This window comes from Actinoplanes sp. NPDC048988 (assembly GCF_043197815.1).
GTDB lineage: Bacteria > Actinomycetota > Actinomycetes > Mycobacteriales > Micromonosporaceae > Actinoplanes.
Genome location: NZ_JBICTW010000020.1, coordinates 43855 through 65178, shown reverse-complemented (window position 1 = coordinate 65178; position 21324 = coordinate 43855). Strand labels below are relative to the sequence as shown.

General features: G+C 71.0%; 18 protein-coding genes. 11 read left to right on the top strand and 7 right to left on the bottom strand.

Annotation, left to right across the window (positions count from 1 at the left end; translation table 11 throughout):
- Window positions 1–20: 20 nt before the first annotated feature.
- Window positions 21–1322 carry an aminotransferase class I/II-fold pyridoxal phosphate-dependent enzyme gene (locus ACGFJ7_RS40065; RefSeq protein ID WP_360254368.1) on the top strand — a complete coding sequence of 434 codons (1302 nt, stop codon included), beginning with the start codon at window positions 21–23 and terminating at the stop codon, window positions 1320–1322.
- Here the strand turns inward: ACGFJ7_RS40065 and ACGFJ7_RS40060 are convergent.
- Window positions 1319–2215 carry an SDR family NAD(P)-dependent oxidoreductase gene (locus ACGFJ7_RS40060; RefSeq protein ID WP_360254366.1) on the bottom strand — a complete coding sequence of 299 codons (897 nt, stop codon included), beginning with the start codon at window positions 2213–2215 and terminating at the stop codon, window positions 1319–1321. The genes ACGFJ7_RS40065 and ACGFJ7_RS40060 overlap by 4 nt on opposite strands.
- A gap of 142 nt (window positions 2216–2357) precedes the next feature.
- On the opposite strand from ACGFJ7_RS40060, the gene ACGFJ7_RS40055 reads away from it, so the two are divergent.
- Entirely contained in the window at window positions 2358–2834 is a 477-nt protein-coding gene (locus ACGFJ7_RS40055; protein ID WP_392647177.1) for a Uma2 family endonuclease, read from the top strand.
- Between the two features lie 6 nt (window positions 2835–2840).
- The gene (locus tag ACGFJ7_RS40050) at window positions 2841–3377 is read left to right on the top strand and encodes a Uma2 family endonuclease (protein ID WP_360254362.1); all 537 of its coding nucleotides are present in this window, start codon (window positions 2841–2843) and stop codon (window positions 3375–3377) included.
- Between the two features lie 4 nt (window positions 3378–3381).
- Here the strand turns inward: ACGFJ7_RS40050 and ACGFJ7_RS40045 are convergent, their stop codons facing one another.
- Window positions 3382–5199: a protein kinase gene (locus tag ACGFJ7_RS40045; RefSeq protein ID WP_392647175.1), complete on the bottom strand. Its 1818-nt coding sequence runs from the start codon at window positions 5197–5199 to the stop codon at window positions 3382–3384.
- 133 nt (window positions 5200–5332) lie between these two features.
- Between ACGFJ7_RS40045 and ACGFJ7_RS40040 the strand changes: the two genes are divergently transcribed.
- Window positions 5333–6361, top strand: coding sequence for a LacI family DNA-binding transcriptional regulator (locus ACGFJ7_RS40040; protein ID WP_360254358.1), 1029 nt, complete (start codon window positions 5333–5335; stop codon window positions 6359–6361).
- Here ACGFJ7_RS40040 and ACGFJ7_RS40035 read toward each other — a convergent pair.
- The 3 genes from ACGFJ7_RS40035 to ACGFJ7_RS40025 are packed head-to-tail and all read right to left on the bottom strand — an operon-like array spanning window position 6338 to window position 9490.
- A complete protein-coding gene (locus tag ACGFJ7_RS40035) occupies window positions 6338–7231 on the bottom strand; it encodes a carbohydrate ABC transporter permease (RefSeq protein WP_360254356.1) in 894 nt (297 codons plus the stop codon). The genes ACGFJ7_RS40040 and ACGFJ7_RS40035 overlap by 24 nt on opposite strands.
- A gap of 1 nt (window position 7232) precedes the next feature.
- A complete protein-coding gene (locus ACGFJ7_RS40030) occupies window positions 7233–8162 on the bottom strand; it encodes a sugar ABC transporter permease (RefSeq protein WP_360254354.1) in 930 nt (309 codons plus the stop codon).
- Window positions 8159–9490: an extracellular solute-binding protein gene (locus ACGFJ7_RS40025; RefSeq protein WP_360254352.1), complete on the bottom strand. Its 1332-nt coding sequence runs from the start codon at window positions 9488–9490 to the stop codon at window positions 8159–8161. The genes ACGFJ7_RS40030 and ACGFJ7_RS40025 overlap by 4 nt, the downstream gene beginning before the upstream one ends.
- 274 nt (window positions 9491–9764) lie before the next feature.
- Here ACGFJ7_RS40025 and ACGFJ7_RS40020 point away from each other — a divergent pair, with 274 nt between their 5' ends.
- Entirely contained in the window at window positions 9765–12095 is a 2331-nt protein-coding gene (locus tag ACGFJ7_RS40020) for a glycoside hydrolase family 3 N-terminal domain-containing protein (RefSeq protein ID WP_392647171.1), read from the top strand.
- Window positions 12096–12292: 197 nt separating this feature from the next.
- Here the strand turns inward: ACGFJ7_RS40020 and ACGFJ7_RS40015 are convergent, their stop codons facing one another.
- The gene (locus ACGFJ7_RS40015; RefSeq protein ID WP_392647168.1) at window positions 12293–15250 is read right to left on the bottom strand and encodes a LuxR C-terminal-related transcriptional regulator; all 2958 of its coding nucleotides are present in this window, start codon (window positions 15248–15250) and stop codon (window positions 12293–12295) included.
- A gap of 169 nt (window positions 15251–15419) precedes the next feature.
- On the opposite strand from ACGFJ7_RS40015, the gene ACGFJ7_RS40010 reads away from it, so the two are divergent.
- Together ACGFJ7_RS40010 and ACGFJ7_RS40005 are read left to right on the top strand one after the other, a co-directional pair.
- Window positions 15420–16283 (top strand): alpha/beta hydrolase, encoded by an 864-nt coding sequence (locus ACGFJ7_RS40010; protein WP_360254346.1) that lies wholly within the window; start codon window positions 15420–15422, stop codon window positions 16281–16283.
- A gap of 119 nt (window positions 16284–16402) precedes the next feature.
- Window positions 16403–16978 (top strand): hypothetical protein, encoded by a 576-nt coding sequence (locus ACGFJ7_RS40005; protein WP_392647165.1) that lies wholly within the window; start codon window positions 16403–16405, stop codon window positions 16976–16978.
- An 18-nt stretch (window positions 16979–16996) separates the two neighbouring features.
- Here the strand turns inward: ACGFJ7_RS40005 and ACGFJ7_RS40000 are convergent, their stop codons facing one another.
- Window positions 16997–17452: a hypothetical protein gene (locus ACGFJ7_RS40000; protein WP_392647163.1), complete on the bottom strand. Its 456-nt coding sequence runs from the start codon at window positions 17450–17452 to the stop codon at window positions 16997–16999.
- A 277-nt stretch (window positions 17453–17729) separates the two neighbouring features.
- Between ACGFJ7_RS40000 and ACGFJ7_RS39995 the strand changes: the two genes are divergently transcribed.
- From ACGFJ7_RS39995 to ACGFJ7_RS39980, 4 genes are all read left to right on the top strand, one after another.
- Window positions 17730–18731: a LacI family DNA-binding transcriptional regulator gene (locus ACGFJ7_RS39995; RefSeq protein WP_392647281.1), complete on the top strand. Its 1002-nt coding sequence runs from the start codon at window positions 17730–17732 to the stop codon at window positions 18729–18731.
- On the top strand, window positions 18728–19174 hold the full coding sequence (locus tag ACGFJ7_RS39990) for a hypothetical protein (RefSeq protein ID WP_392647161.1): 447 nt from the start codon (window positions 18728–18730) through the stop codon (window positions 19172–19174). Before ACGFJ7_RS39995 ends, ACGFJ7_RS39990 begins: the two co-directional genes overlap by 4 nt.
- A 51-nt stretch (window positions 19175–19225) precedes the next feature.
- Complete coding sequence (locus ACGFJ7_RS39985) at window positions 19226–20215, top strand: LacI family DNA-binding transcriptional regulator (RefSeq protein WP_392647278.1); 990 nt, start codon at window positions 19226–19228, stop codon at window positions 20213–20215.
- 68 nt (window positions 20216–20283) lie between these two features.
- Window positions 20284–21288 (top strand): 5'-3' exonuclease H3TH domain-containing protein, encoded by a 1005-nt coding sequence (locus tag ACGFJ7_RS39980; RefSeq protein ID WP_392647158.1) that lies wholly within the window; start codon window positions 20284–20286, stop codon window positions 21286–21288.
- Window positions 21289–21324: the final 36 nt, after the last annotated feature.

The window sequence follows — 21324 nt, the reverse complement described above, 5'->3', positions numbered from 1 at the left end:
CTAGAGCATTGTTCGATGAGGTGAAACATCGCTTGGTCGCTGTCTCCGCGCGAGGGCTGGCCGAGGCGATCGGCCGCGCCGTGGGTGACGGGGCCTTAACTCCAGGAGCCCGGCTTCCCCCGGTACGCAAGGTGGCCGCGGCCCTGCAGATGTCGCCGACCACGGTCAGCGCAGCCTGGCAGCTCCTGCGCCGGTCGGGAACCATCCGGACCGACGGACGTCGCGGCACCATCGTCGCCGAGGATCGGCTCAGTGGACCGGGTCGCTACCGGGCCGCGCTGCGCGGGAGCTCCGGATTTCCGCTGGACCTCTCCACCGGCGTACCCGATCCGTCGCTTCTGCCGGTGTTGCCGCCTTTGGCGGGCCTGTCCCCCGCGCCGACCAGCTATCTCGACGAGCCGGTCCTGCCCGCGCTGGCCGCGCTGTTGCGCGCGAGCTGGCCCTATCCGCCCGAACGGCTGGCCATCTTCGACGGCGCCATGGACGCGATCGACCACATCGCCTCGTCCCTGCTGCGCCTCGGCGACCGCGCCGTCGTCGAGAACCCGTGCTTCCCGCCCCTGCTCGACCTGCTCGACGCCCTCGGGGTGCAGGTCATCGGCGCCGGCACCGACGCCGCCGGCATGCGCCCGGAGGAGCTGGCCGCGGCCCTCGCTCAGCGGCCCGCCGCCGTCTTCCTGCAACCTCGCGCCCACAACCCCACGGGTGCGTCGTGGTCCGGCTCGCGGGCCGCGTCCCTCGCCGCGGTGCTTGCGGAGACCCCCGGGGTGTACGCCGTGGAGGACGACTCCGCCGGAGACGTGTCCTCGGCGGAGCTGTTCTCGCTCGGCTCACACCTGCCCCGGCAGACGGTCCACGTCCGCAGCTTCTCGAAGTCGCACGGCCCCGACCTGCGCCTGGCCGCGGTCGGCGCCCCCGCCGCCGTCCTCGACCCGATCCTGGAACGCCGCCTGCTCGGACAGGGCTGGACGAGCCGCCTGCTGCAGCACCTGCTGCTGACCCTGCTCACCGACCCGGCCTCGATCGCCGCGGTCGCCCAGGCCCGCTCGGAGTACGCGGCCCGGCGCCGCCCGGTCGAGGACCACCTGGGCCTGCCACCGGGCGACGGCCTGAACCTCTGGCTGCCGGTCGCCGACGAACAGGCCGCCCTGATCTCCCTGGCCAGCGCCGGCATCGCCGCGGCGGCCGGCGCCGCCTTCACGGCCGGCCCCGCCACACCCCACCTGCGCGTGACCGTCGGCCTGATCACCGGCGACCACGCCGCGGTCGCGGCCCGCCTGGCCGAGGCCGCCCGCGCCCCGGCCCAGGCCGTCCCGCGTTAGAGGGCGTTCTCCGCGAGCTCCCACAGGCGGTCGGCCGCGGCCGGGTCGAGCGACCACGGGGCCACGCCGCCGCTGGCCTCCGGCCCGCCCGGGACCCGCTCGGCCTCCTGACAGTAGATGAAGTACCGCCCGCTGACCTCCTTCGGCAGCGGGTAGGCGGCCAGCAGGACGTTGGTCGCCGCCGCCTGATCCGGGGTGGAGAAGTAGTCCGGCAGCCGGGGGTTGTCACCGGCCATCCCGAACGCGCGCAACGTGTCCTCGTCGAGGTGGCGTTGCAGGTTCGTGGCCACGTACCCCGGGTCGGCCGTGTTGGCGAGCACCCCGTCGGCCGCCCAGCGCCGGGCGAGCGCCACCGCGAACAGACTCCCGGCCACCTTCGAGTTCCGGTAGGCCTTCCACGGGTCGTACGGCTGCCGCTCGAATTGCGGGTCGTCGAAGTCGAACCCGCCCTTGGCCTGGATGCCCGAGCTCACCACGACGACGCGGGACTCCCCCGCCGCGCGCAGGTTCTCGTGCAGGCCGGTCACCAAGGCGAAGTGCCCGAGGAAGTTGGTGGCGAGCTGCATCTCCCACCCGTTCTTCGCGGTCTCGCGGGTGGGCAACGCCATCACCCCGCCGCCGGCGACGATCCCGTTCAGCGGTCCGTCCCAGCCGTGGACGAAAGCTCGCACCGAGTCGAGATCGCTCAGGTCGAGCTCCCGCTCACGCCCGGCGGGCCGCCGCGTCGCCACGATGACCTCGGCCCCGGCTCGGGTCAGCGCCTGGGCGGTCGCCATCCCGATGCCGGAGGCCCCACCGGTCACGATGTACCGGCGCCCCGCGAGGTAGACACCCTTCAGCACCTCGTCCGCGGTGGTGCTGCCGTCGAACGGCGTAACAAACGGCTCAGTCATGCCCCCCACTACGCGGGCAATCGCCCGGAATTCACCGCTGTGACCGGCGACGCATCACTCGAACGGGCGTCATGGGACCAGTTGCTTCATCACTACTGGTCGTGTGACTATTTCGACCATGAGCACATGCGACACTTTGCCCATGACCGAGGCCACTTTCGATCACCCTGAGCCCTGGACGGAGGCGGAGTACCTCGCGCTCGGCGAGACATCTAGTCGCATCGAGCTAGTCGACGGGGGGCTCTGGGTGAGCCCGGCCGGGAACATCGCACACCAACGCATATCGGACATCCTCGTCCGCCTTTTGCACCCGGCGGCACTGGCCGCGAACTTGAACGTCGTCTCGGCGAACAATGTTCGGCTGGCCACGGGCAGGATTTTGATCCCTGACGTCGTGGTCGGAGCCATAGATCGGCAGGGCATCACCGTGGAGGCGTCGAAGATCGAGATGGTCGTGGAGATCGTTTCGCCTAGCTGCGTCACCGGCGTCGTACTACGACTGCTCCATCGCCGGGGCGGCGAGTACGACGAGACCTCCGTCGCCGAGCACGGCGATACCCTCCGCTCCGAACGGCCGTTCCCCATCGAGGTGGACACGACCGCTCTGCTCGACTTCTGAGCGGCCATGATGCCCCTGACCGAGGCCGAGTACCTGGCCATCTACGAGCCCGCGCGCCGGATCGAGTTGATGGATGGGCGATTGCGGCCCAGCCCGGCGCCGAGCTGGCCCCACCAGGAGATGTCATGGCTTCTCGTGGGAGCGCTGCGGACGGCGGTGGCGGCGGCCGGATTCCGGGTCGCCGCGTCCGTCAACGTACGGCTCGACATCGACCGCATCGTCGTCCCGGACATCGTGGTGACGCGGGATCCGCAGCCGGGGCTGGTCATCGACAGCACCGACGTCGTGCTCATCGCGGAGATCGCGCCCGAGAACGCGCTGACCGACCGTGGGCTGCAGATCCGGTACGCGGCCGCCTACATCCCCTGGTACCTGCTGGTGGAACCGCACCGGCCCACACCCGACGTGATTCGGATCCAGCTGTTCCGGCTCAGTCACGGGCACTACTCGCGGCAGGCCACGGCGATCTCCGGCGACGTGCTGTCGGCGGCGAAACCGTTCGCCATGTCCCTGCGGCCGGAGGACTTCCTGGCCGGCCGGTGAAGCCTCAGCGGCGGGCGGGGCGGAAACTGTCGAAGACCAGTTGGAGGTCGCCGCGGTAGCGCTGCCAGTCGGCGTCCCGGGTCTGCCAGTAGAACCCGTAGGCCTGGGTGGTGGCGGTGATGACGCCGCGGTTGTTGACGTGCTGGCGGACACCCTTGCGGGTGAAGGTGAACTCCCAGTCGGCTGCCTTGCGGAAGTAGTCGACCTCCCTGATGTGGATCTCACGGTAGGAGGGGAAGTCGCCGGCTGAGACCCGGTAGTCGGCCTTGCCCCGCCAGTCGGCCACCGGGTCGGGTTCGGGCTTGCGGGTCTGGTCGATGCCGAGGACGCGGCCGGTGGAGCTGTCCCGGAAGTAGACCATCGTCTTCTCCTGGGAACGGGTCCAGCCCTCGGGCACGTAGACGGCGAAACCGGTCGGGTCCCGGTAATCCCGCCAGCCGTCCGGGAGCGCCGGCAGGCCGGACCCCGATCCGGGGGCGGCGGGCGCGCTGGTGGGCGGCGCGGCAGAGGTACGGGAGGCGACCGCGCTCGGCGAGGCCGCGGTGGGCGACGCCGGGGCCGAGGCGGACCCGGTCGGGCCGGCCGACGCGGGGCCGCCCGTCGCGGGAGTGGTGGCGGCGACCGGCGGCGCCTCCGCGGTCGTCCCGTCCCCGGTGGAATCGGCTCCGGCCCGGACGACCATCCAGACGACACCCGCCAGCAGCAGAACAGCGACGGCGGCGGCCAGCCCGATCCGCGTCCGCCGCGACCCACGAGCCGCCCCCGGCCCACGCTCCAATACCTCCGCACCCAGCGGCGAGTCACCCGGCCGCACGTCACCCGGCGGCTCGTCGTCCGGCGGCTCGTCGTCCGGGGCGGGAGACGTGGGGGTGGAGGGTGCGGGCTCAGCGTTCGAAAGACGCTCAGCTGGGGTGGAGGGGGCGGGAAGCGGGAGCTTCGGCGGTGAGGCCGGGGCGTCGCTCTCCGCCGGCGAGCCGGTCGCGGGGATGGTGCCGTCGGGTGAGTCGTCCCTGCGTACAACCGAAGCATGACCGTAGGAACCGGAAGCCGCCGCACGCAGCAGGTGTTCCGCCTCGGTCGCGCCGATTCTCTCCGCCGGATCCTTGCGCAGCAGGCCGGTCAGCAGCGGCTCGAGTGGACCCGCGCGGCGCGGCGGATCGGGCTCGTCGGCGGCGAGCGCGGTCAGGGTGGCGATGGCCGACGTGCGGTGGAACGGCGACTGGCCCTCGACCGCCGCGTAGAGGGTCGCGCCGAGCGACCACAGGTCCGAGGCGAGACCAGCCACGCCCGTCCTGGCCCGTTCGGGTGACATGTACTCGGGCGAGCCGATCAGCACGTCGGACGTGCTCACCGCGGCGTCGCCCTCGATGGTGGCGATGCCGAAATCGGTCAGCAGGACGCGGCCGTCGTCGGCCAGCAGGACGTTCGCCGGCTTGACGTCGCGGTGGGCGACGCCCGCCTTGTGCGCGGCCCGCAGCGCGGACAGCAGTTCCAGGCCGATCCGGGCGACCCGCCGCGGATCCAGCGGGCCCTCGTCGCGCATCGCCTCCTGCAGGGAGCGCGACGGCACGTACTCCATGACGATCCAGGCGTGGCCGTCGACCTCGAGGACGTCGAAGACCTGGACCACGTTCGGGTGTCCCAGCCGGGCCGCGGCCCGCGCCTCGCGCAGCAGCCGGCGATGCTCCGCGTCGCCTTCCTGGAGGAGTTCCTTGATGGCGACGTCGCGCTGGAGGACCTCGTCGCGGGCACGCCAGACACGGCCCATGCCGCCCTGTCCGAGGGACTCGTCCAGCCGGTAGCGACCGGTAATGAGGGGCATGCGGGTCGATATACCCCACTGTGTGCGCGCTCAGACCTGCGCGGATGCTTCCAACGGCTTCGGAATGTGCAATACTTCCGGCACTCGGAGTCGAAAGTTTCGAAGCCGGGTTCGAGCATAAGAGGAGAGACGGATGGCCGTGGGCGGGCGACGGGTGACGATCGCGACCATCGCGGAGGCCGCGGGGGTCTCCGTTCCTACGGTGTCGCGCGTGCTCAACGGGCGCACCGACGTGTCGCCGGAGACGCGCGACCGGATCGAACACCTTCTCCGGGAGCACGACTACCGGCCTCGTAACTCTCGGCAGCCGCTGCGGGCCGGGCTGATCGACCTGGTGTTCCACGATCTGGACAGTCCGTGGGCGGTCGAGCTGATCCGCGGCGTCGAGGAGGTCACGCACGCCGCCGGCGTCGGCACTGTCATCTCGGCCGTGCACCGGCGGACCGCGTCGACCCGGCAGTGGTTGCAGAACCTGCGGTCCCGGCAGTCCGACGGCGTGATCCTGGTGATCTCCGACGGGGCCGGCCCGGTGAGCACGGAGCTGCACCGGCTGAACGTGCCGATGGTCATCATCGACCCGGCCGGCGGCGCGGCCGCCGACGTGCCGACGATCGGCGCCACGAACTGGGCCGGCGGCCGCAGCGCCACCGAGCATCTGATCTCTTTGGGACACAAGCGGATCGGCCTGATCGAGGGTCCGCGCAACCTGCTGTGCAGCCGCGCGCGGATGGACGGCTACCGGGCCGCGCTGGAGTCGGCCGGGCTGCGGGTCGACCGCAAGATCATCGAGCCGGGCGACTTCAACCACGAGTCGGGCTTCGCGGCGGCCGAGCGGCTGCTGAGCAAAGAGGACCGGCCGACCGCGATCTTCGCGTCGAGCGATCAGATGGCGCTGGGCGTCTATGAGGCGGCGCGCCTGCGCGGGCTGCGGGTGCCGGACGATCTGAGCATCGTCGGTTTCGACGACCTGCCGGAGGCGCGCTGGTCGTCGCCGCCGCTGACGACCGTGCGGCAGCCCCTGGCGGACATGGGCGGGCTCGCCGCGCGTACCGTCCTGCGGTTGTCGCGCGGCGAGCCCATCGAGACTCCCCGGGTGGAGCTGGCCACCGAGATGGTGGTCCGGGAGAGTACCGCTCCCCTACTTGCCGAAGCCGGCCGTTAGACCGCTGAGCAGCTGGCGCCGGCCGATCGCGTACAGAATCACGATCGGGACGGTGGTCAGCGTGACCGAGGCGGCGATGGCGGGCACGTTGATGCCGAACTGGCCCTGGAAGTTGGCCAGCGCCAGCGGGATCGCGCGCTGATCGGGGCTCTGGGTGAGCACCAGCGGAAGCAGGAAGCCGTTCCAGATGTTCAGCGCGCTGTAGATCGTCACCGTGACCAGGGCGGGCCGGGTCAGCGGGAGCGCGAGCCGCCACATGGTGCCCCACTCGGAGGCGCCGTCCATCCGCATCGACTCGAAGAGCTCCTTCGGGACGTCCCGGATGAAGTTCGACAGCACGATCACGGACAGCGGGATGGCGAACGCGATCGACGGCAGGATGATCGCGAGCAGGGTGTCGTACAGCTTGAGCCTGATGATGATCAGGTAGACCGGGATGATCACCGCCTGGAGCGGGATGGCCAGACCGGTCAGGAAGACCCAGTTCATCGCCTTGAGCGTGCGGTTGCCGGCGCCCCGCACGATCGCATAGCCGGCCATGAAGCTGACCGCGACGGCCGGGACGACCGCGCCGACCGTGATGACCACGCTGTTGAAGAAGTACCGGACGAAGTCAGCCTCGATGACCGCTTTGTAGTTCTCGAACGTCAGGTCGGTCGGCGGAGCCAGCGGGTTGGTGATGAAGTACGTGTCCTGGGTCTTGAAGCTGGTGATGACGATCCAGTAGATCGGCAGCATCACGACGAAGAGCCAGAGCCAGCTCAGCGAGCCGCCGAACCAGTTGTAGCCGCGGAACCGGCTCTTCCTGGCGCGAGGGCCGGGCGTGCCGGTGACGGTCGTGGCCGGAGTCCGCTCGGTGATGGTCGACAACTCAGACTCCTTCCAGCTGGCTCTCGTCGGCACGGCCGCCGAGTCGCCGGAACAGCAACGACAGGACGAGTCCGACGAAGACCAGGATGACGGCGATGGCGCTGGCCGGGCCCATCAGGTTGGCCTGGAAGCCCGTCTGGTACATCTCCAGCGCGAGGGTCCGGGTCGAGTCGCCGGGGCCGCCGCCGGTGAGCAGGTAGATCAGGTCGAAGAAGAGCAGCGAGCCGACCACCATCAGCGTCGACGAGGTGATGAGCGTGTACTTCAGCTGGGGCAGCGTGATCGAGAAGAACTGCCGCATCCGGCCGGCGCCGTCGATCTGGGACGCCTCGTACATGCTGGTCGGGATCTGCCGTACCGCGCCTTGGTAGATCAGCGTGTGGAACGGGATGAACTGCCACGACACGATGAAGATCAGGGTGGCCACGGCGAGTGTCGAGTTGCCCAGCCAGTCCTGGTTGAGCGCGTCGATGCCGAGGCCGGCGCCGAGACCGAAGTTCGGGTCGAGCAGCGCCTTGAAGGTGATGGCGATGGCGGCCGAGCTCAGCAGCAGCGGGATGAAGAACAGCACCGCGAGCAGCTCGCGATACCGCTTGCTGGTGGCCAGGAACGTGCCGAGCAGAATCGACATCGGAGTCTGCACGAGCCACGACAACGCCATGATCACGAAGGTGACCCAGAGGGCGTGCGGCAGACCCGGGTCCTGGAGCGCGGCCTTCCAGCTGGTCAGGCCGGTGACCTCGATGTCGCCGATGCCGTTCCAGGTGGTGAAGCTCAGGAACAGCACGCCGAACAGCGGGATGATGCCGAAAAGTACGAACCAGACGAACGCCGGCAGTGCCATCCAGGTGACGGAGCCGGAGCCGCTCCGCCCGCCGCTGGAGGAGGAACTGCCTTTCGTCCGTACGACGGGCGGAGCGATGGTGGTCACTTGCCGATGACTCCGTTCATGGCGTCGACCCACTGCTGCGGGGTGACCTGGAGCTGGAACAGCTTCGCGATGTTGTCCAGCAGGGTCTCGGCAGCGGTCGGGCTCAGGGCCTGGTCCCAGGACTGGGCGAAGACCTTCGCACCTCCGGCGATCGCCGACATGTCCTTGAGGAACGCCGCGTCGTCGCCCGTGAACAGGCTGTCGCTGTTCTTCAGAACCGGCACGCCGCCGGACTTGACCCAGCCGGCCTTCTCGTCGTCGTCGACCAGCGTGGTCGAGAAGAACTTCTTGGCGATCTCCTTGGCCTCGGGCGTGGCCTTGGAGGAGATCGAGAGGTACTGACCCGGGTTGCCGACCGTGTTGCTCGGGTCGCCCTTGCCGCCCTCGACCGTCGGGAAGTTCATCCAGCCCAGGCCGCCGTCCTTGACGAAGTTGCCGCCGTCGGCCTTCTGGATGCCGTAGGACCAGGAGCCGTGCAGCATCATCGCGGCCTTGCCGGTGTAGAGCAGGGCCTGGTCGGCGTTCGAGTCGGCCGTGGTCGACGAGAAGCCCTTCTGGAAGCCGTTGGCCTTCACCAGATCCTGGATCTTGGTGAGCATGTCCAGCACGGCCGGGTCGGACCAGGCGCCCTTCTCGCCGGCGAAGACCCGGTCGAAGACCTCGGAGCCGGCCGTACGGTCGAGCAGGAACTCGAGCCACATCATGTTCGTCCAGCGGGACTGGCCGCCGAGCGAGAACGGGGCGATCTTCTTCTCGTTGAACTTCGGGACCAGCGCCATGATCTCGCCCCACGTCTTCGGGGGCTGGACGCCGACGCGCTCGAAGACCTTCTTGTTGTAGAACAGGACGATCGGCTGCACGGTCTCGACCGGCAGCGCGTAGATCTTGCCGTTGACCGTGGCCGCGCCGAACGAGGACGGGAGGATCTTGTCCTTGACGGCGGCGTTCTGGCCGAGCCAGTCGGTCAGGTCCTCGACCTGGTTGGAGGACACGTATTCCTTGAGGCCACCGCCACCCCAGCCCCAGATCATCGTCGGGCCCTGGTTGGCGCCGAGCGCCGTCTTGATCTTCTGCTTGTAGGCGTCGTTCTGGAAGAACGTGGGGGTGATCTTGGTGTCCGGGTTGGCCTTGTTGAACCGCTCGATCGCCGCCGTGCGGATCGGCTCACCGGGCTCGCCGCTCAGCGACCAGTAGGAGGCCGCGCCGCCACCACCGCCGCTGCTCGAACCGCCGCTCTTGTCCTGCGGGCCGTCGCTGCCACAAGCCGCCAGAGCCGCGGCACCAGCTGCACCCGCGGCCAGGCCGAGGAAGTTACGCCTATTGATCACGCTGATCTCCGTATTTGTTTATTGCCGCTCGGATGGGGTGGTCGTGCGCGTCACAGAGACTGCAACTTTCGTACGACGACCGCAAGTTAACGTGAGGTTTCGTTAACGTAGGGTTTCAGGGTGATCATGTCAAGGGTCTTGCCGTGGTCGCGCTCCCACGGCAAAAGTGGACGCCGTCTCACCCTGCCATCAGGGGGCAACCTAAGATCACCCAGCACCGAAAGTTCGCGCTGTAAAAATACTGAAAGTTTCGGAACCTCTGAGGAGTCGCGCCGTGACCGTAGAACATCGATGGCAGGATCCGGCGCTCCCCGTCGCTGACCGTGTCGAGGCCCTGCTGGCCGCCATGACCATCGAAGAGAAGGTCGGCCAGCTGGGCAGCCGCTGGCTCGGCAACGACATGCAGGACGAGCAGGAGACCGACCCGGAGGAGACCCTCAACGTCGCTCCCATGCAGGACGTCTTCGCCGCATCCGGCACCATCTCCCTCGAGGAGGCCAGCCGGCAGGGCCTGGGACATCTCACCCGCGTGTACGGCAGCAAGCCGCTCACGCCGGCCGAGGGCGCCGCCGAGCTGGTCCGTCAACAGCAGATCGTCCTCGCCAACTCCCGCCTCGGCATCCCCGCCCTGGTCCACGAGGAATGCCTGACCGGCTTCACCGCCTTCGGCGCAACGGTCTATCCCGCCGCCATCGCCTGGGGCGCCACCTTCGACCCCTCGCTGGTCGAGCGGATGGCCGCCGCGATCGGCCGCGACATGGCCGCCCTCGGCGTGCACCAGGGCCTGTCCCCGGTGCTCGACGTCGTGCGCGACTACCGCTGGGGCCGGGTCGAGGAGACCATCGGCGAGGACCCGTACCTGGTCGCGCTGCTCGGCGCGGGCTACGTGCGGGGCCTCGAGAGCGCCGGGGTGATCGCCACCCTCAAGCACTTCGCGGGCTACTCGGCCTCGCGCGGCGCCCGCAACCACGGCCCGGTGTCGATGGGCCGGCGCGAGCTGCTCGACGTCATCCTGCCGACCTTCGAGACGGCGATCCGCGAGGGCGGCGCCCGGTCGGTGATGAACAGTTACTCCGACGTCGACGGCGTTCCCGCCGGCGCCGACCCGTGGCTGCTCACCACGGTGCTGCGGGAGAAGTGGGGCTTCACCGGCACGGTGGTCTCGGACTACTGGGCCGTGCCGTTCCTGGCCTCGACCCACCACATCGCGGCCGACGAGGCCGAGGCCGGCGCACTGGCGCTGACCGCCGGCATCGACGTCGAACTGCCGGACACGCTGGGCTTCTCGGCCGACCTGATCTCCCGGGTGCCCGAGTCGGTGATCGACCAGGCGGCCCGGCGGCTGCTCACCCAGAAGATCGCCCTCGGCCTGCTGGATCCGGACTGGACGCCCGCGTCGTCTGTCGCCACCGCCGGAGATGTCCAGCTTGACTCGTCTTCAAATAGGGCACTCGCGCGGGAGATGGCCGAGAAATCGGTCATCCTGCTCGACCCGGGTACGGCGTTGCCGCTGCCCGCCTCGAGCCGGATCGCCGTGGTCGGGCCGGCGGCGGACGACGCCCGCACGTTCATGGGCTGCTACGCGTTCCCCAACCACGTGCTGCCCCGCTACCCCGGCATCGGGCTCGGCGTCGACGTTCCCACGGCCGTCGAAGCGCTTCGGTCCGAGTTCGCCGAGGTGTCGTACGCCCGGGGCTGCGACGTCAACAGCGAGGACCGCTCCGGCTTCGACGAGGCGGTGGCCGCGGCCGGCTCGGCGGACGTGGTGGTGGCGATGGTCGGTGACCTGGCCGGTCTGTTCGGGCACGGCACCTCGGGCGAGGGCTGCGACGCCGAGGACCTGCGCCTGCCCGGCGTCCAGGGCGACCTGATCGAGGCGCTGCTGGCCACCGGCACGCCGGTGGTGGTCGTGGTGGTCAGCGGGCGGCCGTACGCGCTGGGCGGCATCGCCGGCCGCACGGCCGGCCTGGTGCAGGCGTTCATGCCGGGCGAGGAGGGCGCCTCGGCGGTCGCCGGCGTGCTCTCGGGCCGGGTCCAGCCGGGCGCCAAGCTGCCGGTGCAGATCCCGCGCCACCCGGGCGGGCAGCCCGGCACGTACCTGCAGCCGGCGCTGGGGGCGGAGAACACGGGGGTCAGCAACCTCGACCCGACGCCGCTGTTCCCGTTCGGGCACGGCCGCTCGTACACCACGTTCGAGGTCGACGACCTGCGGATCAGCGCGGAGTCGGTGGCGACCGACGGCGAGTTCACGGTGACGGCCCGGGTACGCAACACCGGCGAACGGGCCGGCGACGAGGTCGTCCAGCTCTACCTGCACGACCCGATCGGGCAGGTCACGCGGCCGGTGAAGCAGCTGACCGGCTTCGCCCGGGTGCCGCTGGAGGCCGGCGAGGCCAAGGACGTCGAGTTCACGGTGCACACCGACCGGACGGCGTACACCGGCCGCGACCTGACGACCATCGTCGAGCCCGGCGACATCGAGGTCATGGTCGGCACGTCGGCGGGGAACCTGCCCTGCCGCGGCAGGGTGACACTGACCGGCCCGGTGCGTGAGGTCGGCCGCGACCGCCGCCTCGTGACGCCGGTCGAGGTCCGCAAGGCCTGACCCTGTTGAGATCGACGTCGATCCTCCCGTTCCGAAAATTCGGGCGGGTCGGCGTCGAAAACTATCGTCGCTGTCCCGTTACCTTCCGGCCGATCGGGCCCGCCAGGTCTGCCCTTCGGCCCATTTGCGATCTTCCCGTTTTGACGTCTCGTCATCCGCCCGCTTTCAGCCGGCGCACGTTTCGGCCGGCGGCCTTTTCAGCCGGCGGCCAGCAGGCGGGCGAGTTCGGTTCGGGACCGTACGCCGAGGCGGGCGAACACGTTGCGCAGGTGATGGTCGATGGTGCGCGGGCTCAGATGCAGTTGCCGGGCGACCTCACGGTTGGTCGCGCCCTCGGCGACCAGGCCGGCGATCCGCTCCTGCTGGGCCGTCAACGGCGTACGGCCGATGGGGTCGACCTTGGCCCCCGCCGCCCGCAGCTCCCGCATCGCCTGCTCGGACCAGGGCCGCGCGTCCAGCCGGTGGAAGGTGTCGACGGCCCGGCGCAGGTGGTCGCGGGCCTCGGCCGGCCGGCGCCGGCGGCGCAGGTGACGCCCGTACAGCAACTCGGTGTGGGCCCGGGCGAAGCCCGGACTGTCGTCGCGCTCGTGCCACCCGAGCGCCTCCCGGAAGTGGTCCTCGGCGGCGTCGTAGTCGCCGGTGGTCAGCGCCCGGCACCGCGACCGCAGGGCGAGCCAGCCGCTCTGCCGGGTCCGCCCCGCCCACTCGTCGAAGACGGCGGATCCCGTGACCCCCTCGACACCGAGGTGCGCCGACGCCTCCAGCAGATGCGGCGTGACGGCCACCCGCAGAATCAGGGAGCCACTGGAGAAGATGCCGGCCAGCCTCTCCGACGCCGACGCCGGCTGCCCCGCGACAAGATCGAGCAGGGCTTCCGCCCAGTCACTCAGACCACGAACCTCCGCGTCCGCGCGCCGGGCGGCCGCCAGGCGTTCGACAGCGGACTCCCGGTCCCCGACAAAGGCGGCCAACAGCCCGAGCAAGGCCAGGTGGGTGTCGGCCAGATCGGGCCGCCCCGCCCCGCGCGCGATCGCCGCCCCGTCCAGCGCCGAGGCGGTCGCCAGGTCGTACCGCCCGGCGGCCAGATCGGCGAAGGCGGCAACCTCCAGCGCCGCCGGCACCAGAGCGTGGGTGCCGGACTCCCGGGCGAGACCGGCGGCCCGCCCGGCGAGCCGCGCCGCACGCTTGTCCTGCCCCAGCAGAAGTCCCGTGTTGGCGGCCCGAATCAACCCGGCCGGATCGGCGGTCCCCTCGGCCAGCCGGAGCACTTCCCGCAGATGCCCGAAGGCGGCGTCCTCCGCACCCGTCATCAGGTCGGCCACCCCCACGACCTGATGCAGCGCCATCGCCTCGTCGGGCGTCATCGCCTGAGGCTCGACCGTTCCCCGGCCCGCCCGGGCGACACCGCCTCCCGATTCGGCCACCGCAGTCCGCCCGTCGCCGAGACACTCGGCGACCTGCCGAGCCAATTCCGGATAACGCCCAGGTTCGCCCGTACGGCTGCACGCCTCCCCCGCCAGGAGAAGAGCCTCCAGTGCCCCGCCCGGATCCGGCTTCATCAGCTCATCCGCGACCTCGAGCAGCACCTCCTGAGCGGCGGCCGGCGCCTGACGCAGATTGATTTCGGCGAGTACGCCGCGCGCCCGCGCCCGGACGATCGCACTCCCCCGCAAATTCCCGGCCCGCCGCACGAGAAGACCAGCTTCATGGGTACGCCCAGCGGCCATCAACGACCGCGCGGCGGCGAGCAGAGCCGTAGCCGCCTCACCGGCCGACCCGCTGAGCTCAGCCGCCCGCCGCTGCGCCCCGGCGGCGGCGACGGGCGGCGCTTCCTCCGCCGCCACCATCAGTTCCCGCGCGAGCTCGTCATCGGGCCCGGTGGCCACCGCCGCCAGATGCAGAAGTGCGGAAAGCCGGCGCCCGCCCGCCCCGAGAACCCCGGCCAGAGCCAGATGCGCCGCACGCCGCCGCCCCAGCGGCTCCTCCTCACAGACCACCGACCGCGCAACCCCCGGCGTGAACCTGACCCCGTCCTCCCCGACCACGACGAGCCCGGCCCGCTCGGCGAGATCCAAATCGGACAACAGAGCCTCCACCCCGCCCTGCTGCCCGCCCTGCTGATTGCCACCCCTGCGAGCCGCTCGCGGGCGCTCTCGCGCCGCATCCGTCTGAGCGGCGACTTCCCCGTTCCGCTCGGCTTCCCGGCCCGCCGCACTCCCGCGTGCCGTATCCATTCGGGCCGCTGCGGCCAGTAGGTCGACCGGGCGGGCCTCCGGGTCGGTCGCGGCCAGCAGGAGCAGGGTGCGCGTGGGCCGCGGCAAAGCCGACAAGCCGGAGTGGAGGCGCCGGCGAAGCCCGCTGCCCGGAGGAAGCCCGGCGGGCAGGGCGGCATAACCGCGGCGCTGCTCCGGAGTCAGCCCGGCCGCCAGGTCGGTCAACGCCGCCGGGTTCGCACAGGCGAGGTCGAGCAACCCGGCGACCACGTCGTCGGTGATGTCCGGGGCCAGTCGCCGCAGCAGTTCCCGGCACGCGTCCTCGTCGAGCGGCCGCAGCCGCCGCATCGGCAGCCCCGCCGCGGCCGCGTGCCCGGCGGCACTCGCCGTGACCGAGGCGAGCAGCGCCACGGCCGTACCGCCGACGCGCCGCGCGGCCAGCCGGATCACCTGCCAGCTCGGCCGATCCAGCAGGTCGGCGTCGTCGAACAGGCACAGCACGGGCCGCTCCACGGCCGCCCGGCGCAGCAGAGCCACGACCGCCAGGCACAGCGGCAACGGCCCGGCTTCCGGATCACGCCCGCCCGCCACCGACAGCAGCGGCTCCCGCCACTGCGCCGGCAACTCCGGCAAGAACCCGGCGAGCGGCCCCAGCAGCCGTTCGAGCCCGCCGTAGGCGACCTCGGACTCGTCCGCGTGCCCCGGAACCGAAATCACGAGCCACCCCGAAGCTCTGCCAGCGCCGACCGCTCTGCCGGCACCGTCGGCCCAGCCGGCGGCGGCTGCGCTGAGAAGCGCAGTGCGGCCCTCGCCCGGGCCCGCGGCGAGCACCAATGCCGCGCCCCGGCCCTCGGCCGCTCCTTGGAGCAGGCCGCCAATCGCGGACAGGTCGGCGTCACGGCCGACCAGGGCAACTTCATGCACTACCGGTGCATTAAGCATGCGGCGAGTCTGTCGATCCGGGCGGCGCCGGGGAAGCCCTTTTCGGTTGATGAAATTTCGCGCTCGTTAACGGGCGGTTGCCAACGCCGGTGATTTCGCCGATGCGCGACCGGCCCGAAGCGGCAAAAACTGACCGCCATCAATCTCCTACCCCCGAGGAGCGCGTCCGATGCATCACCTTCGCAAGGTTCTCGCCGCCGCGGCCACCGCCGTGGCGCTGTCGGTCACGGTCGGCGTCGCGCCGGCTCAGGCGGCCGACAACCCGTACGAGCGTGGCCCGAACCCGACGCTCGCGGCGCTCGACGCCAGCCGTGGCCCGTACTCGGTCGCCACCGAAAATGTCTCGTCGCTCGTCTCCGGCTTCGGCGGCGGCGTCATCTACTACCCGACCACCACCAGCGAGGGCACCTTCGGCGCCGTCGCGATCTCGCCCGGCTTCACCGCCACCTGGTCCAGCCTGGCCTGGCTCGGCCCGCGCATCGCCTCGCACGGCTTCGTGGTGATCGGCATCGAGACCAACACCCTGCTCGACCAGCCCGCCCAGCGCGGCGACCAACTGCTGGCGGCCCTGGACTACCTCACCCGGTCGAGCTCGGTGCGCAACCGCATCGACTCGTCCCGGCTCGCCGTCGCCGGCCACTCCATGGGCGGCGGCGGAAGCCTCGAGGCCGCCCGTGACCGGCCGTCGTTGCAGGCGGCCGTCCCGCTCGCTCCGTGGAACCTGACGAAGTCGTGGTCGAGCAACCGCGTACCGACCCTGATCGTCGGCGGCGAGTCCGACACGGTCGCCCCGGTCGCCACGCACTCGGAGCTGTTCTACAGCAGCCTCAACTCCGGCTCCGAGAAGGCGTACCTGGAACTCAACAACGCCAGTCACTTCTTCCCGCAGTCGGTGAACACCCCGACCGCCCGGCTCGCGGTGGCCTGGCTGAAGCGCTTCGTCGACAACGACACCCGCTACGACCAGTTCATCTGCCCCGGCCCGACCGGCCTGTCGATCCAGGAATACCGCAGCACCTGCCCGCTCTCCTGATCCCAACTCCCACAACGCGGACGGCCGGCGGCAACCCCGCCGGCCGTCCGTGCCCCTAGGGGGCAAGGCCGGGATGCCACCGATTCCGGCCGGCGCCGGCTGATTCCTACGCTCCGTGCATGAGATTGATGGCGGTCGTCGCTCCCCTGCTGATGCTCTGCTACGGCCTGCTGCGGTGGGTGGACGGTTGGGACGGCGACCGCGGCAACGGCCCGGCGTGGGACATCGGCCACGCCGCCTTCTTCGCCGCCATGGTCCTTTTCGCCATCCTGGCCGTTCAGATGCGTCAGCTCATCGCGGCGCGGAATCCCCGAAGCCGGACCAGTACGGTCGTCGCGTCCGTGGCCGCCGCCGCGGCGGTCTTCGGGGTGGGCTGCTTCCTGTGGGTGATCACCGGCGACTTGTTCGACACCTTCAGCGAGCGGGCCCCACTGCCGGACGCGCTGGAGACGACCGGCCCGGCCCTGTTCGGCCTCGGCATCGTCGTCCTGATGGCCCAGCTGGCCGCGGCGCGCCGCCTCCCTTGGTGGAGCCCCGCCCTGTTCCTGGCCGGCTTCCTGGCGATCCCCGTCGACCTGGACCTCCTGCCGTTCGCGGCCACGGCGATCCTGATCGCCTTCGTCCCGCTGGCCCGGCCCGCCCACACATCCGAGCTGCCGGCACAGCCGTCTCGCGCCTCGTCACCGCGCCGCTGATGCGATCGCGGGCGTCGGTCAGGCCGGTTCGGCGACCGTGGGGACGTCAGCCGGCCCGAGGTCGCGCCGGCTGAGGGCGTAGGTCGCCATTCCCTGATACGACTCCGCGAGCCTGAGCACCACCATCGGGCTCTCGGCCAGCGGCGGAACGTCCTCGCCGAGCTCGTACCCGAGCTCGACGACGTCACCACCGGCGCCTGCCGGCTCCTCGGGGTCGTCGTCCGGATCGTCGAGAATCAGGCGACTGCCGACGGGCGCCGAGGGATCCCACGTACCGAAGAAGGTCCCGCTCTCGACGATCTTCACGGTCGAGGGGCCGACGCGGGTCCACCGGAGCATGGTCAGCGCGGCACCACCGGCGTTCTCCCAGACCGACCAGCCCGACCCGTCCGCGTGCAGGGCGATACTGCTGGCCTCCATGGAACCGTACTCATAGGGCGCACTGTCCCAGAGGCCCACCAACTCGTCGCTCACCGTGCCGTCTTCGCGCCCTGAGAGCGTTCACATGGACCGCGAACCGCAGCGGACTCGGCGAAACGCGGTCGATACACGACGGACACGATCCGGTACCGCCCCGAGGGATGTCAAGATCCCAGTTCGACCTCGTTGCCGCGCACGACCGCCAATGTCACGAACAGGTAACGGCGGTGTAATGGGCCCTTGACAGCGCGTACACCCACCCCGCATGTTTGCGTTCACATTTCCGCTACCCGCCGGTAAAGGACGACTTCATATGAGCCGCCGCCCCGTCATGTCCGATGTGGCCGCCCGGGCGGGCGTGTCCCATCAGACGGTGTCGCGTGTGCTCAACGGACACCCGCACGTCTCACCCACGACCCGCACCCGGGTGCTGGCCGCCATCGCCGAACTCGGCTACCGCCGGAACCTGTCGGCCCGGGTGCTGGCCACCGGCCGGTCCAACGTGGTCGGTGTGGTCGCCCAGAACACGACGCTGTACGGCCCGTCCAGCATGGTGCAGGCGATAGGGGAGGCCGCGCTCGGCGCCGACCTGTCCCTCACCGTGGGCCACGTGGCCGGCTACGACGCCACCGCGGCGTCCCGGCGGATCGTCGAGCGGCTCGTGCAGCAGGGCGCGGCCGGCCTCGTCTTCATCGCTCCGGTCGACGCGGCCGCCGAGGCGATGCGCCTCGTCCCGCCCGGCATCCCCATCGTGACGGTGGACGGCCTGCCCGAGTGGGACGTCGCGAACGTCTCGGTCGACCAGTACGCCGGCGGCCGGCTCGCCACGCAACACCTTCTCAAACACGGCCACCGCACGGTCTGGCACGTCGCCGGCCCGGAGCAATGGCATGGCAGCCGGGCCCGGGAGTCCGGCTGGCGCGCCGCCCTGGCCGAGGCCGGCGCCCAGGCACCGCCGATGTTGCGAGCCGGCTGGTCGGCGGCGTCGGGCTATCAGTGCGGCCGCATGCTGGCCCGCATCCCCGACTGCACTGCCGTCTTCGCGGCGAACGACCACGTGGCCCTCGGCGTGATGCGGGCGCTGGCCGAGCAGGGCCGCCGGGTACCGGAGGACGTGAGCCTGATCGGCTTCGACGACGTGCCCGAGGCCGCGTACTTCCATCCCGCCCTGACCACGATCCGGCAGGAGTTCGCCGACGTGGGCCGCCAGGCCCTCCGGCTGTTGCTCGACCAGCTGGTCACCGGCGCCCGGACGGCGACCTCCACGCTCGTCGAGCCCGCGATGGTCGACCGGGACACGGTGGCCGGCCCGCCGGTGCGGGGTGGCTCATGACGGTCGAGCCGCAACCCGCTCGCGAGATCTGGTTTCTCACCGGCAGCCAGGACCGGCACGGCGAGGACACTCTGGCCCGGGTGGCCGCCCAGTCGCAGCAGGTGGTCGCCGAGCTCGACGGCTCCGGCGACGTCCCACTGCCGATCGTCTGGCGCCCGGTGCTCACCGACGCCGCCGCGATCACGGCCACCATGGTCGCCGCGAACACCGACGACCGCTGCGCGGGCGTGATCGCCTGGATCCACGCCTTCTCCCCCGCCAAGATGTGGATCAGCGGCCTCCAGACGCTGCGCAAGCCGCTTCTGCGCCTGCGGGCGCCGGCCGGCCTGCCTCGGCCGTGGACCACCGCGACCACACTGCCGGCCCACCGGAAGCGATCGGCGATATCGCCGGTTGTCGATGCGACGCGCACGCCGTATCAGCTGCTCGCGGGAGGGCTGTGATGAGGCGATATCCTGCCCCGGGTGAGCGTGAAGCGCGGACGACCGCCGGGCATGATGGACGTGGCCCGGCTGGCGGGGGTCTCCCATCAGACAGTCTCACGGGTGCTGAACGAGCACCCGAACGTGAGCGAGCAGACCCGTCTCAAGGTACAGGCCGCGATCGCCGAGCTCGGCTATCGGCCCGACCGGGCGGCTCGCGCCCTGGTCACCGGCACCTCCAAGGTGATCGGCGTGGTCACCCAGAACACGGCGCTGTACGGGCCGGCCATGATGCTCACCGCGTTCGAGGAGGCCGCCCTGGCGACCGGATTCGCGGTCAACGTGGGTAGCGTCCGCAACCTCGACGAGCGCTCCATCGCCGACGCCGTCGAGCGCCATCTCGACCAGCGGGTCGCCGGGCTCGTGGTGATCGCCCCCGTGGCGAGCGCCGGCCCGGCCCTGGCCCAGCTGCCCGAGCACGTGCCGCTGGTGACCATCGACGGTGACCCGGAGCGCACCAGCACGCTGGTCACGGTCGATCAGGTGGCCGGCGCCCGGGCCGCCACCGAGCACCTGCTCGCGGCCGGCCACGAGACCGTCTGGCACATCTCCGGCCCGTCCGACTGGTTCGACGCGGCCGGCCGCGTACGCGGCTGGGAGTCGGCGCTGCGCGACGCCGGCCGGGAGATCCCACCGCTGCTGACCGGCGACTGGAACGCGGCCTCCGGATACCGCAACGGCCAGCTGCTCGCCCGCCTGCCCGAGGCGACCGCCATCTTCACGGCGAACGACCACATCGCGCTCGGCCTGCTGCGCGCCCTCAACGAGCACGGGCGCCGGGTGCCCGAGGACGTGAGCATCGTCGGCTTCGACGACGTTCCCGAGGCCGAGTACTTCACGCCGCCGCTGACCACCGTCCGGCCCGACTTCGACGCCGCGGCCACGGCCACCCTGGAACTGCTGCTCGCCCAGATCGAGCAGGAAGGCACCGCCGACGCCGCGCGGCGCACCATCGCGCCGTCCCTGGTCGTCCGGGAGAGCGTGGCTCCTCCGCCGGCCTGACGCCCAGTTCCCCCGCCGGGACCATCAGGGGAGTGATGGTTCCGGCGGGCCCGCGTACCCTCTTTGAGGTGCCGCTGCTATTGGTCCTCGACGGGAACAGTCTCCTGCACCGGGCCTACCACGCGGGCGCCGGTGACGGGTGGGTCGACGCGGACGGCCGGCCGATCTGGGCCTTGCGCGGCCTTTTCGGCTATCTCGCCCGGGCCGCCGCACATCTGCGCCCCGACGCCCTCATTGTCGGCTTCGACTGCCCCTCCTCCTCGGCCCGGCGGCTCACCTATCCGGCGTACAAGGCCCATCGCCCCGACAAAGCGCCCGACTTGACGGCCCAGCTGCTGGAAGCGCCGTCCCTGCTGCGCGACGCCGGCGTCTGCACGGTGGTTCACGAGTCCTGGGAGGCCGACGACGTGCTGGCCAGTGCCGCCGCGTCGGCCCGCCGGGACGGGTGGCGATCGGTCCTGATGACCAGCGATCGTGACGCGTTCGCCCTGCTCGACGAGCACACGTCGGTGCTGCGGGTCCGCAACGGCGGCTTCGACGAGGCTGTGCTCGTCGAGGCCGCGGGCCTGCCCGAGCTCTACGGCGTGCACCCCTGGCAGTACCGCGACTTCGCCGCGCTGCGCGGCGACCCGTCCGACAACCTTCATGGTGTACGCCGGTTCGGCGCGGCCACCGCGGCCAAGCTGCTCGCCACGTTCGGCAGCGTCGAGGCCGCGTGGGAGGCCGGCGCCGCCCTTGTCCGCGACGCCGTGGGCGCTCACGCCGCGAAGCATTTCACCGACCCGGCCGCCCGCGAGATCGTCGAGCGCAACCGCGAGCTGATGAGGATGCGTCTCGACCTGCCGATCCCACCGCTGGCCTCGGCCCGACTGCCTCTGAGCATGAGTGTGATGAGAAAGGCATTGCGGACGCGCGGCATCAACCTCGGTCCCTCACTGTGGGCCCTCACCGGCGGCTCGCCCCCGGTCGTGGAGGACGGCGCCGACCCGATTCCCGAGGTCAGGCCCTGGGTCTTCCGCGGTGGCCTGACCGCACGCCGCGATCCCACACCGGGTCAGCTCTCCCTCTTCTAGGGTTTCCGCCGTCTCCGCTTAACTTGATCTTCAGAC